Consider the following 14,379-nt stretch of genomic DNA (forward strand, 5'->3'; position numbering starts at 1 on the left):
TGACGAAACCGACAATATTGAACATTATTAAACGAGCAAAATTGTACATAAAAAAGTTGACATTTATACCGCCACGGCTATCACCATTACGTCTCCGACCCCTCCATCTGTCAGAACTGCCCTCTCCTCGAGAAGTGCACGTCCAGCCGGACGCACCGAAGGGACATCACACGCCACGTCGATGAACATTACCGCGAGCAGGTGAACGAGAACCGCCTGTCCGCGTCTGGGAAATCCCTCTACCGACTGCGACCGCAGACCGTCGAGCGCTCGTTCGCCGATGGGAAAGAGCTCCATGGCCTCCGTTTCACCTTCTACAGGGGGACCGCGAAGGTCCAACGCGCCAATCTGGTGGCAGCCACCGCACAAAACATGAAGAAGCTGGCCAACCTGTTGGCCAGAAAGGACTGTCTACATAACATTTTTTCAATCTTTTGTCGGACAGAACGCCTCAAGCTCGTTGAACATAAAAAAAGACGAACCAGATCGCATCTTGCGATCTGGTTCGTCAACAGCCTGAGGCATCTCGCGCAATAAGCGAGATGCCTTTATGTATTAACGTCTCGTGAATCCACCATCCCCATGAAGATGTTGACCATTGACCCATGCCCCGTCGTTTCCCATTAAGAAAGCGACGAGACGAGCCGTATCTTCCGGCGTTCCTATCCGATTGTATGGGAACAATGGGAGCAGGTGCTGACGAAGTTCATCGCCAATCCATCCCGTATCTGTCGGGCCCGGATCAAGTGCATTCACGGAAATCCCATCCTTCCCTACTCCATTTGCGAGTGCAGGTGTAATCGCAATCAATGCTCCCTTTGTCGCAATATAAGCTAGGTTATTCGCATCGGCCCCACCCGATACTAAAAACAAAATGCGTCCGTCTTGATAACCCACTTGTTGATAACGTTCGACAAACGCAAAGGTTAGTCCGAGTACTCCTTCGTTGTTCACCATATAATGCTGTCTCAACACATCGGTCGTAAAGTTCTCGACGCTCACATGACGCTCATAGGTCGCGTTATGAATCAGTCTGCTCGGTACCCCTAGTTTGGCTTCAATTCGATCAAGTAGTCCAACTTCGTCACCCGATGCTAAATCATACGCCTCATGCCCCACACGAGCACCTTGTTCGGTCAACTCTTGAACGAATCGATCGATGAAGCCTCTCTCTTCCCCGACCCCTTCGGTCACGTCAAACGGACTCCAGTGTGTCAAATAGAGGTCGTGCCCCTCACGTGCGAGTTTTCGTGCAATGGCAGCCCCGATGCCTTGACTGCGACTGACTCCGGTAATAAGTGTAAGTGGTTTGTTCATCATGTCCTCCGATTCGATTTTTTATGTTGTTCAGTCATTTAGTGAATCGGTGCCATCATGATTCCCCTCTCTTTTGTTATTGATTTCATTATATACAATTTTACCCATAAATAACCTATATATTCGTAGTCTCTTCAGATATGATGAACGTATATGATTCATCACATCGGTATTTGGAGGCACTCATATGAAAAAGTTAATCATAACAACATTCTGTACACTGACTATAATTGCTGTCTTCTATGCCGCTTGGACAGATGAATCGTTTGTCACCCTTACCCAATCCGTTGACGTAAATCAATACGAATTGGAGCGCTATTTGACGACTGAAGTCATGTCCCCCAATTTCGGTGGGGACGTTTACGCAAGTTATCATATTCTCGGGACGAGTACGACTCGACAGGAAGTGTATGTATGAGCGCTTCTACAAGAATATTACCCTCATGATCAACAATTTGAACGAGGGACAGGCATGTCTATCCCAATCGTCTTACGCATTGATCAATCCACAGGGGGCTCACGAATAGTCGATCATCAGTTACCTCGCGATGGCTCCTATTATCCTAGCGATTTATATAACTTATTCCCATTACGCATTTCCATCAGCATCATGTATTATCCAACGAAGCTTGTCAACCGTTTACAACATCAACTTGAAGCAGAGTTAACCCTTCCTGTATCACATACATATTGAAAGGATGAATCTCATGAGCCTCATTCAGCAAATCAAACAAATCTACATACCTGTCAAAGAGTTAAACCGTGCCGTTCAATTCTATCGAGATACGCTTGAAATCCCTTTTCTCTTTCAAGCAGGAGAGCTAGCGTTCTTCGACTGCGGAGGTGTGAGACTCATGCTATCCCCTCCTGAAAATGAGGATTTTGCAAAAGCTAGTCCAATCCTCTACCTAAGTGTCGCATCCATTGATCATGCGTATTCGCAGTTCCATACTCGAGGGGTGACTTTCATCGATGAACCTCATCTCGTGGCGAAAATGGATACAACAGAAACGTGGATGAGTTTCTTCATAGATTCTGAAGACAACCTATTGGCCCTTCTAGCCGAAAAATCAATCTAACCTACACAAAAACAGGCGACCTCGTGCGGTCGCCTGTTCGTTTATTTCAATCGATCTAAGTTTTCGAGCATGATCCCTGTACCGTGCGCGACACTGAGCGTCGGCTCTTCAGCCATCATGACTGGGAGCATGACACGCTCGGCGACGAGTTGGTCGAGGCCGTGAAGGAGTGATCCCCCACCTGTCATGATGATACCACGGTCGATGATGTCAGCCGCGAGCTCCGGTGGTGTCTGTTCAAGGACACGCTTCGTCGCTTCGACGATCTCGTTCGCTGACTCCGCCATCGCTTCACGGAGTTCTTCCGACGTGATCGTCACTGTACGTGGCAATCCACGTACCATGTCACGTCCGCGAATGTCCATCGACTCGTTACGTCCACCTGGGAACACCGTCGCAATTTCTTTCTTGATTTGCTCAGCTGTCCGTTCCCCGATGATGAGTTTATGCTTCTCTTTGATGGCACGGAGAATATCCGTATCGAAACGGTCCCCTGCAATCTTGATTGTTTCACCGCAGACGATATCACCCATGGAGAGGATGGCGACATCTGTCGTCCCACCACCGATGTCGATGATCATGTGACCGACCGGCTTCCAGATGTCCATGCCCGAACCAACAGCTGCCGCCTTAGGTTCTACGGCGAGGAAGACTTCTTTCGCCCCTGCTTTTTCAGCAGCCTCACGAATTGCTTTCGCTTCGACTGGCGTCACGTTCGCAGGTGTACAAATCAACATGCGAATGCCTCCAAAGAAACCACGGACTTGAATTTTCTCGATGAAGTGACGGAGCATTTCTTCTGTGGTGGCGAAATCGGCGATGACTCCATCACGAAGAGGACGGATCGCCACGATATCACCAGGTGTACGACCAACCATCTCATACGCTTCTGAACCGACTGCTAGCACTTTCCCTGTAGAGCGTTTCATCGCAACGACTGAAGGCTCGTCTAAGACGATTCCTTTCCCTTTTACGTGAATGACAACGTTTGCTGTCCCTAAATCAATCCCGATATCTTTTGAAAACATGATGTATAGGTTCCTCCGTTCATTTCTTCATTGAAAAGAGCGAGAAGAGTCTCTCCTCGCTCTCGAATTCGTGCTCGTTTCTTAGTTCTGAACCATTTCATTCGTGACTTCGACAGTACCTTGAATGCGCTCGATGTCGGCACCGAGTGCTTGAAGTTTTTTGTGGAAGTCTACGTATCCACGGTCGATATGATATAAATCACCAACGCGTGTCTCTTCTTCTGCGATGAGACCCGCTAGAATAAGTGCTGCTCCGGCACGAAGATCTGTTGCAACGACCTCCGCTCCTTGAAGGCGAACGCCACCTTTGACGATTGCTGAACGTCCTTCAATCTTAATATCTGCATTCATGCGACGGAATTCTTCCACGTGCATGAAGCGATTCTCAAATACGGTTTCTGTAATCACGGATGTGCCGCCTGCTTTCAAGACGAGGGCCATCATTTGTGATTGCATGTCTGTTGGGAATCCAGGGTGTGGCATCGTTTTCACATCGACCGGCTTCAACTCGTCCGGCGCTGAGACGCGCATGCCTTCCGCTGTATCTTCGAAGTGTACACCCATCTCTTCCATTTTTGAAATAAGTGGACGAAGGTGTTCACGCTCTGCACCGATGACTTCGATATCACTTCCTGTAATTGCACCAGCGACTAGGAATGTCCCAGCTTCGATGCGGTCAGGAATGATTGAGTGTTCTGCACCACGGAGTGTTTCCACACCTTCGATGCGAATCGTTTCTGTACCGGCGCCACGTACATGTGCGCCCATTCCGTTCAAGAAGTTTGCAAGGTCTACGATTTCAGGCTCTTTCGCGACGTTCTCGATGATCGTTGTGCCTTCTGCAAGCACAGCTGCCATCATGATGTTCTCCGTCGCACCAACAGAAGGGAAGTCCAAGTAGATTTTTGCGCCTTGGAGACGACCTTCTACAGAAGCTTCCACGAATCCGTTGCCGATGACCGTCTTCGCACCCATCGCTTCGAATCCTTTTAAGTGGAGGTCAATTGGACGTGAGCCAATTGAGCAACCGCCCGGCATCGCGACACGCGCATGACCGAGACGAGCTAAAAGAGGTCCCATGACGAGGATTGAAGCCCGCATCTTCCGAACGTACTCGAGCGGTGCTTCATCTTTGATGTCGCCCGACGCATCGACAATGACTTCATTCTTCTCTTCATTGAACGACACCTCTGCACCGAGGTGACGAAGTACTTTATTAATCGTGTACACGTCCGCAAGACGTGGTACGTTTTGTAAGATTGACTTTCCTTCGCTAGCTAACAGAGTGGCAACCAATGTTTTGAGTACAGCGTTCTTTGCTCCCTCAACGCGCACAGTACCTGACAGTTTACGTCCTCCACGGACTACAATCAAATCCTTCATATCTCTCTTTGTCCTCCAACTTCATTGTTTTTTTATATAGTGCGTCGATATCCGATTTCGGATGTGATGATGTCGATTATTAGAATGGTTTGCAAAACGTGATGGATTCTTCATTCATAAATAAAAATCGTAATAAATAAATGCGAACGGAATGAAAAAGCATCATGTCAGACGAATTTATCCTACATGATAAACATATAGGAGTCGTTACAGCAGGATTACAGTTTGTTAAACATTCTGTGGCTACTGTATAGGTGCGAGCTCTTGTGCCAATCGGATATACTCCAAAAAGAACTGAGCAATCAACGAACCGAAGACGACTGCTACAAGAACGCGCAACACAGCTGCTTGCGGGCTCCTCACTTGATTAAGCAGACGACTGCTACAAGAACGCGCAACACAGCTGCTTGCGGGCTCCTCACTTGATTAAGCAACTTGTCCCATTTGACGGGTAAGAGTGCCCACCAAGCGACGTAAATCGCTATGACATAAATCGCTAGCGAAAATACGGTATTGATCATCGACGATTCCCCTCTTTTCTAAAATTCGTACCATTTTCAATCATATCATGTCATGTTAGAGAAAAAAAGACACAGTATCTCAAGCTTCGAGCGGTTTTAGACCATTCGACCAACTCACTTTCTCCACAAGCACACCAAAGGGACGTCATCCGCAGTAAGGCCTTACTACAGTAATTGACGCCCCTCACATATTTCAAACATTATTCACTCGATTCGTCAAGGCTACGTGACCAACGGATGGCTTCCACGTAGTATTGAGTCCAATCTGAATCTGTGTTATGAATAGGGATTGTCAATCGCTCATAGGCGATGACATCCTCGAGTAACATCCGTAATTCGTTCGGTTCTCCGAGAAGCGCCGCTTTCACGGGAGGCGCTACAGGCAGCTCTGCAATCAACGTCTGCATCGCCTCGTCCAGAATGACGTCGAGCGATGAGAAGATACCCGTGATGAACGCATCAAACGGAGAGGCACCACTGCTTGTATCCTCCGCAATCAGCTCCATCATCTTCCCACGAATGATACTTTGTTTAATTAATTCCTTGGATTCAGATGTCTGCATCTCGCGCAGCAACATCAAATAGGACCATCGCTTCATTTCATCGAGCCCGATTCGTGCAACGGCTTGTTCGATGGACTGAATCGTGTGACGACCTTTTTGATACACCGTATTGACGGAACGAAGCATTTTATACGATAAATCGACACTCCGTTCAATTTGCGCCGAAATGCGACGGAAACTCGGCTCTGGGCGATCCAGTTCTTTCAATACCTCAATGAGCGTATGACGCAGTGGATGGACTTCTGCCCCGTGTATAACAATCGGACGGCTAAAGAAATAGCCTTGGAACATCTTATACCCTAGCCGTTTCGCAATCTCGTACTCTGCCGGTGTCTCGATTTTTTCCGCTAAAAATTCGACCCGATGTCCAAGCGCATCGATTAACTTTTGCTGCTGTTCCACCGGTGTGGCTTGATAGTCGATTTTAATGATGTCGGCTAAGCCGATCAATGCCCGGTACTTCTCCTCAAACACGAAATCGTCAAGCGCAATCGTATACCCTTGGCGTCTAAGCGATCGTAGAGACTGCAACACTTTCTCAGTCGGCTCGACGTGTTCGAGCACTTCCACGACAAGAGATTGACGAGGCAGTAACGACGGTACCTCTCCTTCAATCAACGTCTGTGGAAAGTTGATAAACGCTCTCGTCCCTTCTGTCAATTCCCGAAAATTAAAGACGAGATAGGCGTTATGAATCACGTCAGCCGTTGCTAACGAATCATCGACGTTCTCAAACATATTGTTTTCGCTGCGGCGATACAACAGTTCGTAGCCGCAGACGCGTAATTTTTGGTCAAAAATCGGTTGTCGCGCAACGTAAACTTTCATTCCCTACTCCCCTTTACGTTCATTCCCACTTATATTATCGGTCATCCTCCATCTATTTTTTACTAGTTCCATGATTTAGGAGCGCGACAAAAGTCCTATCTTTTCATGTGAACACAAAAAAACTCCCACACTTTCGTGTGAGAGTCGTTGTTATTACTCTTTCATATCGCGAATGCTTAAGCGGTTGATCGCTTTTTTGAGCGCAAGTTCCGCACGACGGAATTCGAGTTCTGAGAGCTTCGTGTCTTGAAGACGACGCTCGGCCCGAACTTTCGCCGCAGAAGCGCGGTCATAGTCGATCTTATCCGCCATTTCGGCTGTTTCAGCTAAGATCGTCACCGTATCGGGACGAACTTCCATGAAAGTGCGTCCACCATCTTCGTGGCGCAGTTTGAGGACTGAGACGTCGAGTGGTGTCACCATCGGGATGTGCTTCGGTAAAATACCGAGCTCACCAGTGACCGATTTAGCGATGACCATTCGTGCGTCCCCTTCAAAAGCTGCACCATCCGGGGTGACGACGTTGACGTGAACAGTATTCATCGTCTAGTTTCCCCCTTCCGCGTAGGTCTTAGACCAACGTCTTCGCTTTTTCGATGACGTCTTCGATTGGACCAACGAGACGGAATGCATCTTCCGGAAGATCGTCATGTTTACCTTCGAGGATCTCTTTGAAGCCGCGTACTGTCTCTTTGACTGGCACGTACGAACCTTTTTGGCCCGTGAACTGCTCAGCCACGTGGAAGTTTTGTGATAAGAAGAACTGAATACGACGTGCACGGTGAACCGTGAGTTTGTCGTCTTCAGACAACTCGTCCATCCCGAGGATTGCGATGATGTCTTGAAGTTCTTTATAACGCTGAAGCGTCTGCTGAACGTTACGCGCGATTTCATAGTGCTCTTTCCCTACGATTTCAGGAGAGAGGGCACGTGAAGTCGATGCGAGTGGGTCAACGGCTGGGTAAATACCCATCTCCGAGAGACGACGCTCAAGGTTTGTTGTTGCATCAAGGTGGGCGAACGTTGTTGCTGGAGCCGGGTCCGTATAGTCATCGGCTGGTACATAAACCGCTTGAATCGAAGTTACCGATCCTTTTGCAGTCGATGTGATTCGCTCTTGAAGCATACCCATTTCCGTAGCAAGTGTCGGCTGGTAACCTACCGCCGATGGCATACGTCCGAGAAGGGCCGATACCTCAGAACCTGCTTGTGTGAAACGGAAGATGTTATCAACGAAGAGAAGAACGTCTTGTCCTTGCTCGTCACGGAAGTATTCCGCCATTGTCAAACCAGTCAAGGCAACACGGAGACGTGCACCAGGTGGTTCGTTCATCTGACCGAAGACCATCGCTGTTTGCTTGATAACGCCTGAGTCCGTCATCTCGTGGAACAAGTCATTTCCTTCACGTGTACGCTCACCGACTCCTGCAAATACAGAAATCCCGCTGTGCTCTTGCGCGATGTTGTTGATGAGTTCCTGGATGAGGACGGTTTTCCCTACACCGGCACCACCGAAGAGGCCGATTTTACCACCTTTGATGTATGGTGCGAGAAGGTCGACGACTTTGATCCCTGTTTCAAGGATTTCAACTTTCGTTGACAATTCGTCAAATGTTGGCGCTTGACGGTGAATCGGTGCACGAAGCACGTCAGCTGCCACTTCTTTATCATCGATCGGGTTACCGAGAACGTTGAAGACACGTCCAAGTGTCATTTCTCCAACTGGTACCGAAATCGGTGATCCTAAGTCAAGTACTTCCATACCGCGGCGAACGCCGTCAGTTGAGTCCATCGCAATCGTACGGACCGTGTCGTCACCAAGGTGAACAGCTACTTCAAGCGTCAAGTCGACACTAACATCGTCTGCTGTCGCTGCCACGTGTGTGACTTTGAGAGCGTTGTAGATGTTCGGTAAGTGGTTGTCGAACTTAACGTCGATAACTGGGCCCATGACTGCGACTACGCGGCCTTTCATGCCGTATTCGTTCATCGTGTTAGCCTCCTACAATCTAGAGAGCGTGCGCTTATTCAAGCGCCGACGCACCTCCGACAATCTCTGTGATTTCTTGTGTGATCGCTGCTTGACGCGCGCGGTTGAATTTGAGCTTGAGTCCGCGAATGAGTTCATCCGCGTTGTCTGTCGCACTCGACATCGCCGTCATCCGTGCTGCGTGTTCTGACACTTTCGCATCGAGCAATGCACCGTAGATGAGTCCTTCCGCATAACGTGGGAGGAGCGCCGCTAAGATCGTTTCTTCTTCTGGTTCGTATTCATACATCACATTGGATGCGGACTGTTCGATATCCCCGAGCGGGAGCAATTGTTGAATCTTCACTTCTTGGCTGATGACCGAGATGAACGAGTTGTAGCAGAGCTTCAATTCATCAATCTCGCTCTCGCTGAAGGCACCAACCGTCTGCTTGACGATTTCTGCGACTTCAACAAAAGTTGGTTGGTCGTTTAGCCCTGTCATCGCGCTATACACCGGAATGTTGCGTGACTTGAAGAACTGGACACCGACTTTTCCGATTACGTAAAGACGATACTCATCTGTTGATGTGTGCTTGTCTTTGAGTTCACGGTACACGTCACGCAAGACGCTGGCGTTGTATCCACCTGCGAGTCCGCGGTCTGACGTGATGACGATATAACCAGTCCGTTTGACAGGACGTACTTGAAGCATCGGGTGTGTCGCGCCTGATGTACCACCGGCGATCGACGAGATGACTTCTTGCAACTTGTCCATGTACGGCTTGAAGTTGGCGTTGTTCCCTTGGGCCCGGTTCAACTTCGATGCCGACACCATGTTCATCGCTTTCGTGATTTGCTTCGTGCTTTGGGTCGAGGTGATCCGCATCTGGATCTCACGTAATGATGCCATTTCGATTCACCACCTTAATAGACGCTCGTCACCGGATTAAACCGATGGCGAGAACGTCTTTTTGAATTCCGTAATTGCGTCGACCATTGCCTCGTCTGAAGGAAGGTTTCCTGTCTGACGGATTTCACGGCAGAGGTCTTTACGGTTTTGGTCGAGCCATGCGTTCATTTCTGTTTCGAAACGACGGATGTCTGTGACTGGGATGTCATCGAGATGACCTTTCGTGAGTGCGTAGATGATGATAACTTGCTTGTCTACAGAAAGCGGTGCGTTCAAGTCTTGTTTCAAGACTTCAACCGTACGCTGACCACGGTTCAACTTCGATTGTGTCGCTTTGTCGAGATCTGACCCGAACTGAGCGAACGCTTCGAGCTCACGGTAAGACGCGAGGTCAAGACGAAGTGTACCAGCAACTTTCTTCATCGCTTTCACCTGAGCCGAACCACCAACACGCGATACCGAGAGACCGGCGTTGATCGCTGGGCGTACCCCAGAGAAGAAGAGGTCCGACTGAAGGAAGATCTGACCGTCTGTGATCGAGATAACGTTTGTCGGGATATATGCTGAGATATCCGATGCTTGTGTCTCGATGAACGGAAGTGCTGTCAATGAACCGCCGCCGAGTTCGTCGTTCAACTTCGCTGCACGCTCAAGAAGGCGTGAGTGAAGGTAGAAGACATCCCCTGGGTAGGCTTCGCGGCCTGGAGGACGACGGAGAAGAAGCGAGAGCTCACGGTAAGCTGCCGCTTGTTTCGAGAGGTCATCATAGACGACGAGGACGTGTTGTCCACGGTCCATGAAGTACTCACCCATCGATACCCCAGCGAATGGCGCGAGGTAAAGAAGTGGTGCCGGCTGTGATGCCGATGCCGAAACGACGATTGTATAGTCGAGTGCGCCGTTTTGACGAAGCGTCTCTACTACGCCACGTACAGTCGATTCTTTCTGACCGATTGCAACGTAGATACAAATCATGTTCTCTTCTTTTTGGTTGATGATCGCATCGATGGCAACAGATGTTTTACCTGTTTGACGGTCACCGATGATGAGCTCACGCTGACCACGACCGATTGGAACGAGGGCGTCAATCGCCTTAATTCCTGTTTGAAGTGGTTCGTGAACCGATTTACGAGCCATAACGCCGTAAGCTTTACGCTCGATTGGGTTATAGTTGTCAGTCACGATTGGTCCAAGACCATCGATTGGTTGTCCGAGCGGGTTCACGACACGTCCGAGGAGTGCCTCACCGACTGGTACTTCCATGATGCGACCTGTACGTTTGACAGAGTCGCCTTCTTTAATGCCTTTGTAATCGCCAAGGATGATGATCCCGACGTTACCTTCTTCTAAGTTTTGCGCCAAGCCCATTACGCCGTTAGAGAACTCTACGAGTTCCCCCGCCATAACGTTATCGAGTCCGTGTGCACGAGCGATACCGTCACCTACTTGAATGACTGTACCTGTCTCGCTGACTTCGATTTCAGAACCGTACGAAGCGATTCGTTCTTTTAGCAGGGCGCTAATTTCTTCAGCTTTGATTGTCATTGAATTCACCCCTATTTCTTACGCATTCAACAATTCACGCTCGAGGCGTGTCAATTTCGTTTCGATCGTATCATCGTACGTCGTGTATCCGACTTGGACACGGAGTCCACCGATGACTTCTTCATCGACGACGTTCTTCAATTGGAGCGTCTTCCCGAGCTTCTGTCCGAAGACGAGTTCGACGTCTTTCAAGTCTGTTGCCGACAACGGGTAGGCGCTTGTGACAATACCTTCTGCAATCCCACGGTAGTCGTTGATGTAGTCGCGGACGTATCGTGGCAAAGCGCGAACCTCTGCCGCACGGTCGTTTTCGACCATGACGAGAAGTGTGTTCACGACAATCGCCGTCATATCACCAAAGCTGTCTTTTAAAAGCTGTGCAAGCTCGCTGTCACTGACTGCAGGATTCGTTAAGAGATCCATGAGTTCAGGAGTCGCGTGGAGCACTTCATCGAGCAGACGCACTTCCGCTTCGACTTGGTCGAGCGTGCCTTGTTCCCGTGCTAAGTCGAAGAGCGCTTTGGCATAGCGTTTTGCTAGTGATGCGTTCATCAGTTCGCACCTTTCGCTTTAGACAGGAAGTCTGTGACGAGGGCACGTTGTTTCGCTTCATCGCCTTTAAGGTCTGATTGAAGGACGTGGCGTGCTGCCGAAAGCGCCTGTGTGACGACTTCCGTTTGAAGGGATTGTTTCGCAAGCTCACGCTCACGCTCAATCGCTTTCTCTGCCTCGATTTTAATTTGTTCAGCTTCCAAACGCGCCTGCTCCACCAAGCGTGCTTGTTCTGCTTCTGCTTGTCGACGGCTTGAGTCGAGCATTTCTTTCGACTCTGTACGTGCTGCACTGAGTGCATCACGTTGTTCGACGACATAGTTTTCCGCATCTTTGCGGCTCTTTTCAGCGAGTTCAATCTCGTTCGCTACATACTCTTCACGCTGTCTCATCATTCCAAGGAGTGGTCCCCAAGCAAATTTCTTCAACAGGGCCAAGAGTACGAGGAATGTGAAAATTGTAAAGATCATATCCAGAATGCGGAGGCCTTCGCCGCCAGCACCAGCTGCAATCATCATCGTATCCATGCATACCCTCCTCTTGACTAAATAAGTGAGGGAGACGTGCTCCCTCTCATGCTATTCTCGTTAACTCGGAATCAAGAGTTGAGGAGAAGGAAACCGACAGCCACACCGATGATCGGGAGGGCCTCAACCAAACCGATACCGATGAACATTGTTTGACGAAGTTCGTTTTTGAGTTCTGGTTGACGTGCTTGTCCTTGTACTGTTCCGTATACGATCAAACCGTTACCGATACCAGCTGCGAGTGCTCCAAGACCGATAACAAGTGCTGTTGCGAGAAGATTAAGTTGTTCCATTGTGTATATTCCTCCTAAAAGTTAAGTAAATAAGTTGTTTGTAACGCTTTGGCGAGATGTCCGAATCAATGTTCGGCCGAAGCTTTGTGCCCGATGTACACCATTGCAAGCGTCAGGAAAATGTAGGATTGGATAACCCCGATAAAGATTGAGAAACCTTGCCATAGAATCATTGGGAAGACCGCAAAGATTGCGCCGAGCGGGTTAAGTGCTCCTTCGGCTGTAATCGCGAGTCCCAAGATGATGGTAATCATGATTTCACCGGCAAAAATGTTACCGTATAGACGCAAACCGAGCGTCAACGTGTTCGCAAACTCCTCGATCAATTTGATCGGAAGCAAGAACCAGACTGGTTTTACGAATTCCGCCGAATAGTGCTTGAATCCGTGTAGCTTCACCCCGTAGTAATGCGACATTGCAACGACGAGTGTCGACAACGCCAAGGTTACGTAAGGATCGGCCGTCGGTGAGTTGAACCACAGATAGTGTCCAGAAATGACGTTGAACGGTAGACCCATCAAGTTTGAGAAGAGAATGAACAAAATCAACGTCATCCCAAATCCGATAAAGCGTCCTCCTGTCTTCCAGTCCATCGCACTAGCGATGATTCCACGTACGAACTCCGCGAAGAATTCCATGAAGTTTTGTTTGCCAGTCGGCTTCATAGCCAAACGTCTTGTTCCCCAGATGGCGAATACGAAGACGAGTAACGCTGCTACTAGCACTGTAATGACGTTCGTCCAGCTCCCGTATAACGTATAGTCCCCAAAGTTCAGGGAATATGTGGGAAACTCATGACCCATTAATATTCACCTCTTTTCCTGCTGAGCTGGGCAAGTGTGAACTCGCCAAATTGTATGATGTGGCCGGCGATTAGACCAGTTACCACCGCGATGACGGACACCCGATCCTCATAGAGAAGACCGACTATCACTGCTAACGCACCGACCGCCATTCTTGAAACGGTCCCATGCGACTTTGGTCGACGTCCATGCTCGATGACGTCATACATGCGAATGACGCTTCGATTCTGCATATGTAGAATGATGAGACTTCCGACCCCACCGATGAACAACCCGAGAAATACGGCTTTATACATCGGGATGATGAATGCGCCGATGAGCAAAATCGCAAACCAGACGGTAAACCATTTCGTATAACGCTTCATCAGTTCTTTCTGTGCTTTTCTGTCTGCTTGAATCGTATTCATTCGTCCTCTCCTGTCAATAAACTCCGAAGGGTGAGAACTAGCGCCGTAATCCCGAACACGAGTCCGAGGATAATCGACACATTCCAACCAAACGTGCCCCAAAATTCACGTCTTTCGCCGTACTGTCCGACGAGATAACCGATGACGATCGGTCCAGCAAGTGCTGTCGAAATTTGTGAAGCGAGCGAGGCATAGGATAGGTAACGATTGTCTTTTTTCGCCATCCCGGTCCCCCTTTCACGCACGGTGCGCTTCTCTCTTCTTCACGGATTCACACTCGCGTGACCATCAAAAGTCACACAAGTTCAGAGTAATAGAAATGGCATAAGAAGTCAATGAATTTCACAATTATAAAAGCGCTTTAAATCAAGTCGTATCAATAGTTTTACGCACTTCATAAAGTAAACGATTGATGCACTTTTTAAAGAAAGTGTGAAGAAACGTTGAAATAAAAATGTTGACTTTATAACATTTCACAAACGGAATCAGATGAAGAATAGTTCAGTTATACCCCCACGTTTTGGAAATTTCAATCGGTAAACGTTTACGTTCACAAAGAGTTACGAAACGGTCGTTGACTTCATTTTGAAATCGTTTTCAACGTCCTGTTTCAGTATACCGAGGATGTTTTTGCCATGTCGAGCGATTTTG

At 48.7% G+C, this 14,379-nt stretch carries 18 protein-coding genes and 1 pseudogene; 3 read left to right on the forward strand and 16 right to left on the reverse strand.

Features of this window, described 5'->3' with window-relative positions; all coding sequences use genetic code 11:
• Nucleotides 1-96: 96 nt before the first annotated feature.
• Nucleotides 97-537, forward strand: a pseudogene (locus ON063_RS14915) (transposase); the annotation flags it as partial.
• Between the two features lie 18 nt (nucleotides 538-555).
• Here the strand turns inward: ON063_RS14915 and ON063_RS07020 are convergent.
• Complete coding sequence (locus tag ON063_RS07020) at nucleotides 556-1,317, reverse strand: SDR family oxidoreductase (protein ID WP_274664661.1); 762 nt, start codon at nucleotides 1,315-1,317, stop codon at nucleotides 556-558.
• Nucleotides 1,318-1,504: 187 nt separating this feature from the next.
• On the opposite strand from ON063_RS07020, the gene ON063_RS07025 reads away from it, so the two are divergent.
• On the forward strand, nucleotides 1,505-1,735 hold the full coding sequence (locus ON063_RS07025) for a hypothetical protein (RefSeq protein ID WP_274664662.1): 231 nt from the start codon (nucleotides 1,505-1,507) through the stop codon (nucleotides 1,733-1,735).
• 289 nt (nucleotides 1,736-2,024) lie between these two features.
• Nucleotides 2,025-2,396 (forward strand): VOC family protein, encoded by a 372-nt coding sequence (locus tag ON063_RS07030; protein ID WP_274664663.1) that lies wholly within the window; start codon nucleotides 2,025-2,027, stop codon nucleotides 2,394-2,396.
• A gap of 41 nt (nucleotides 2,397-2,437) precedes the next feature.
• Here the strand turns inward: ON063_RS07030 and mreB are convergent, their stop codons facing one another.
• The 15 genes from mreB to ON063_RS07095 form a co-directional block, all read right to left on the reverse strand.
• The gene (gene mreB / locus ON063_RS07035) at nucleotides 2,438-3,424 is read right to left on the reverse strand and encodes a rod shape-determining protein (protein ID WP_074035900.1); all 987 of its coding nucleotides are present in this window, start codon (nucleotides 3,422-3,424) and stop codon (nucleotides 2,438-2,440) included.
• Between the two features lie 81 nt (nucleotides 3,425-3,505).
• Nucleotides 3,506-4,807, reverse strand: coding sequence for a UDP-N-acetylglucosamine 1-carboxyvinyltransferase (murA, locus tag ON063_RS07040; protein WP_274664664.1), 1,302 nt, complete (start codon nucleotides 4,805-4,807; stop codon nucleotides 3,506-3,508).
• Nucleotides 4,808-5,050: 243 nt separating this feature from the next.
• On the reverse strand, nucleotides 5,051-5,170 hold the full coding sequence (locus ON063_RS14920) for a DUF1146 family protein (protein WP_446719123.1): 120 nt from the start codon (nucleotides 5,168-5,170) through the stop codon (nucleotides 5,051-5,053).
• Complete coding sequence (locus ON063_RS14925; RefSeq protein WP_446719124.1) at nucleotides 5,167-5,328, reverse strand: DUF1146 family protein; 162 nt, start codon at nucleotides 5,326-5,328, stop codon at nucleotides 5,167-5,169. The genes ON063_RS14920 and ON063_RS14925 overlap by 4 nt, the downstream gene beginning before the upstream one ends.
• A 200-nt stretch (nucleotides 5,329-5,528) precedes the next feature.
• Nucleotides 5,529-6,719, reverse strand: coding sequence for an EAL and HDOD domain-containing protein (locus tag ON063_RS07045; protein WP_274664665.1), 1,191 nt, complete (start codon nucleotides 6,717-6,719; stop codon nucleotides 5,529-5,531).
• 153 nt (nucleotides 6,720-6,872) lie between these two features.
• Nucleotides 6,873-7,262, reverse strand: a complete 390-nt coding sequence (locus ON063_RS07050; RefSeq protein WP_274664666.1) for a F0F1 ATP synthase subunit epsilon — start codon at nucleotides 7,260-7,262, stop codon at nucleotides 6,873-6,875.
• Nucleotides 7,263-7,290: 28 nt separating this feature from the next.
• Complete coding sequence (atpD, locus tag ON063_RS07055) at nucleotides 7,291-8,709, reverse strand: F0F1 ATP synthase subunit beta (protein ID WP_159562971.1); 1,419 nt, start codon at nucleotides 8,707-8,709, stop codon at nucleotides 7,291-7,293.
• Nucleotides 8,710-8,743: 34 nt separating this feature from the next.
• Entirely contained in the window at nucleotides 8,744-9,601 is an 858-nt protein-coding gene (atpG, locus tag ON063_RS07060; RefSeq protein WP_074035890.1) for an ATP synthase F1 subunit gamma, read from the reverse strand.
• Between the two features lie 36 nt (nucleotides 9,602-9,637).
• Nucleotides 9,638-11,146: a F0F1 ATP synthase subunit alpha gene (atpA, locus tag ON063_RS07065; RefSeq protein ID WP_078147660.1), complete on the reverse strand. Its 1,509-nt coding sequence runs from the start codon at nucleotides 11,144-11,146 to the stop codon at nucleotides 9,638-9,640.
• Nucleotides 11,147-11,164: 18 nt separating this feature from the next.
• Nucleotides 11,165-11,698, reverse strand: coding sequence for a F0F1 ATP synthase subunit delta (locus ON063_RS07070; RefSeq protein WP_074035886.1), 534 nt, complete (start codon nucleotides 11,696-11,698; stop codon nucleotides 11,165-11,167).
• Complete coding sequence (gene atpF, locus ON063_RS07075; RefSeq protein WP_274664667.1) at nucleotides 11,698-12,225, reverse strand: F0F1 ATP synthase subunit B; 528 nt, start codon at nucleotides 12,223-12,225, stop codon at nucleotides 11,698-11,700. The genes ON063_RS07070 and atpF overlap by 1 nt, the downstream gene beginning before the upstream one ends.
• A 71-nt stretch (nucleotides 12,226-12,296) precedes the next feature.
• The gene (gene atpE / locus ON063_RS07080) at nucleotides 12,297-12,518 is read right to left on the reverse strand and encodes a F0F1 ATP synthase subunit C (RefSeq protein WP_012727360.1); all 222 of its coding nucleotides are present in this window, start codon (nucleotides 12,516-12,518) and stop codon (nucleotides 12,297-12,299) included.
• Nucleotides 12,519-12,583: 65 nt separating this feature from the next.
• The gene (gene atpB, locus ON063_RS07085) at nucleotides 12,584-13,321 is read right to left on the reverse strand and encodes a F0F1 ATP synthase subunit A (RefSeq protein WP_274664668.1); all 738 of its coding nucleotides are present in this window, start codon (nucleotides 13,319-13,321) and stop codon (nucleotides 12,584-12,586) included.
• On the reverse strand, nucleotides 13,321-13,728 hold the full coding sequence (locus ON063_RS07090) for an ATP synthase subunit I (RefSeq protein ID WP_074035876.1): 408 nt from the start codon (nucleotides 13,726-13,728) through the stop codon (nucleotides 13,321-13,323). Before ON063_RS07090 ends, atpB begins: the two co-directional genes overlap by 1 nt.
• The gene (locus ON063_RS07095) at nucleotides 13,725-13,952 is read right to left on the reverse strand and encodes a hypothetical protein (protein ID WP_026825087.1); all 228 of its coding nucleotides are present in this window, start codon (nucleotides 13,950-13,952) and stop codon (nucleotides 13,725-13,727) included. The genes ON063_RS07090 and ON063_RS07095 overlap by 4 nt, the downstream gene beginning before the upstream one ends.
• Nucleotides 13,953-14,379 lie beyond the last annotated feature (427 nt).

It is taken from the genome of Exiguobacterium sp. B2(2022), from assembly GCF_028823655.1.
GTDB lineage: Bacteria > Bacillota > Bacilli > Exiguobacteriales > Exiguobacteriaceae > Exiguobacterium > Exiguobacterium aestuarii_A.

Bases quoted from the DNA above. Each gene is read 5' to 3' on its own strand.
- ON063_RS07020 (WP_274664661.1), bottom strand. From the start codon at position 1,317: ATGAACAAACCACTTACACTTATTACCGGAGTCAGTCGCAGTCAAGGC.
- ON063_RS07025 (WP_274664662.1), top strand. From the start codon at position 1,505: ATGAAAAAGTTAATCATAACAACATTCTGTACACTGACTATAATTGCT.
- ON063_RS07030 (WP_274664663.1), top strand. From the start codon at position 2,025: ATGAGCCTCATTCAGCAAATCAAACAAATCTACATACCTGTCAAAGAG.
- mreB (WP_074035900.1), bottom strand. From the start codon at position 3,424: ATGTTTTCAAAAGATATCGGGATTGATTTAGGGACAGCAAACGTTGTC.
- murA (WP_274664664.1), bottom strand. From the start codon at position 4,807: ATGAAGGATTTGATTGTAGTCCGTGGAGGACGTAAACTGTCAGGTACT.
- ON063_RS14925 (WP_446719124.1), bottom strand. From the start codon at position 5,328: ATGATCAATACCGTATTTTCGCTAGCGATTTATGTCATAGCGATTTAC.
- ON063_RS07045 (WP_274664665.1), bottom strand. From the start codon at position 6,719: ATGAAAGTTTACGTTGCGCGACAACCGATTTTTGACCAAAAATTACGC.
- ON063_RS07050 (WP_274664666.1), bottom strand. From the start codon at position 7,262: ATGAATACTGTTCACGTCAACGTCGTCACCCCGGATGGTGCAGCTTTT.
- atpD (WP_159562971.1), bottom strand. From the start codon at position 8,709: ATGAACGAATACGGCATGAAAGGCCGCGTAGTCGCAGTCATGGGCCCA.
- atpG (WP_074035890.1), bottom strand. From the start codon at position 9,601: ATGGCATCATTACGTGAGATCCAGATGCGGATCACCTCGACCCAAAGC.
- atpA (WP_078147660.1), bottom strand. From the start codon at position 11,146: ATGACAATCAAAGCTGAAGAAATTAGCGCCCTGCTAAAAGAACGAATC.
- ON063_RS07070 (WP_074035886.1), bottom strand. From the start codon at position 11,698: ATGAACGCATCACTAGCAAAACGCTATGCCAAAGCGCTCTTCGACTTA.
- atpF (WP_274664667.1), bottom strand. From the start codon at position 12,225: ATGGATACGATGATGATTGCAGCTGGTGCTGGCGGCGAAGGCCTCCGC.
- atpE (WP_012727360.1), bottom strand. From the start codon at position 12,518: ATGGAACAACTTAATCTTCTCGCAACAGCACTTGTTATCGGTCTTGGA.
- atpB (WP_274664668.1), bottom strand. From the start codon at position 13,321: ATGGGTCATGAGTTTCCCACATATTCCCTGAACTTTGGGGACTATACG.
- ON063_RS07090 (WP_074035876.1), bottom strand. From the start codon at position 13,728: ATGAATACGATTCAAGCAGACAGAAAAGCACAGAAAGAACTGATGAAG.
- ON063_RS07095 (WP_026825087.1), bottom strand. From the start codon at position 13,952: ATGGCGAAAAAAGACAATCGTTACCTATCCTATGCCTCGCTCGCTTCA.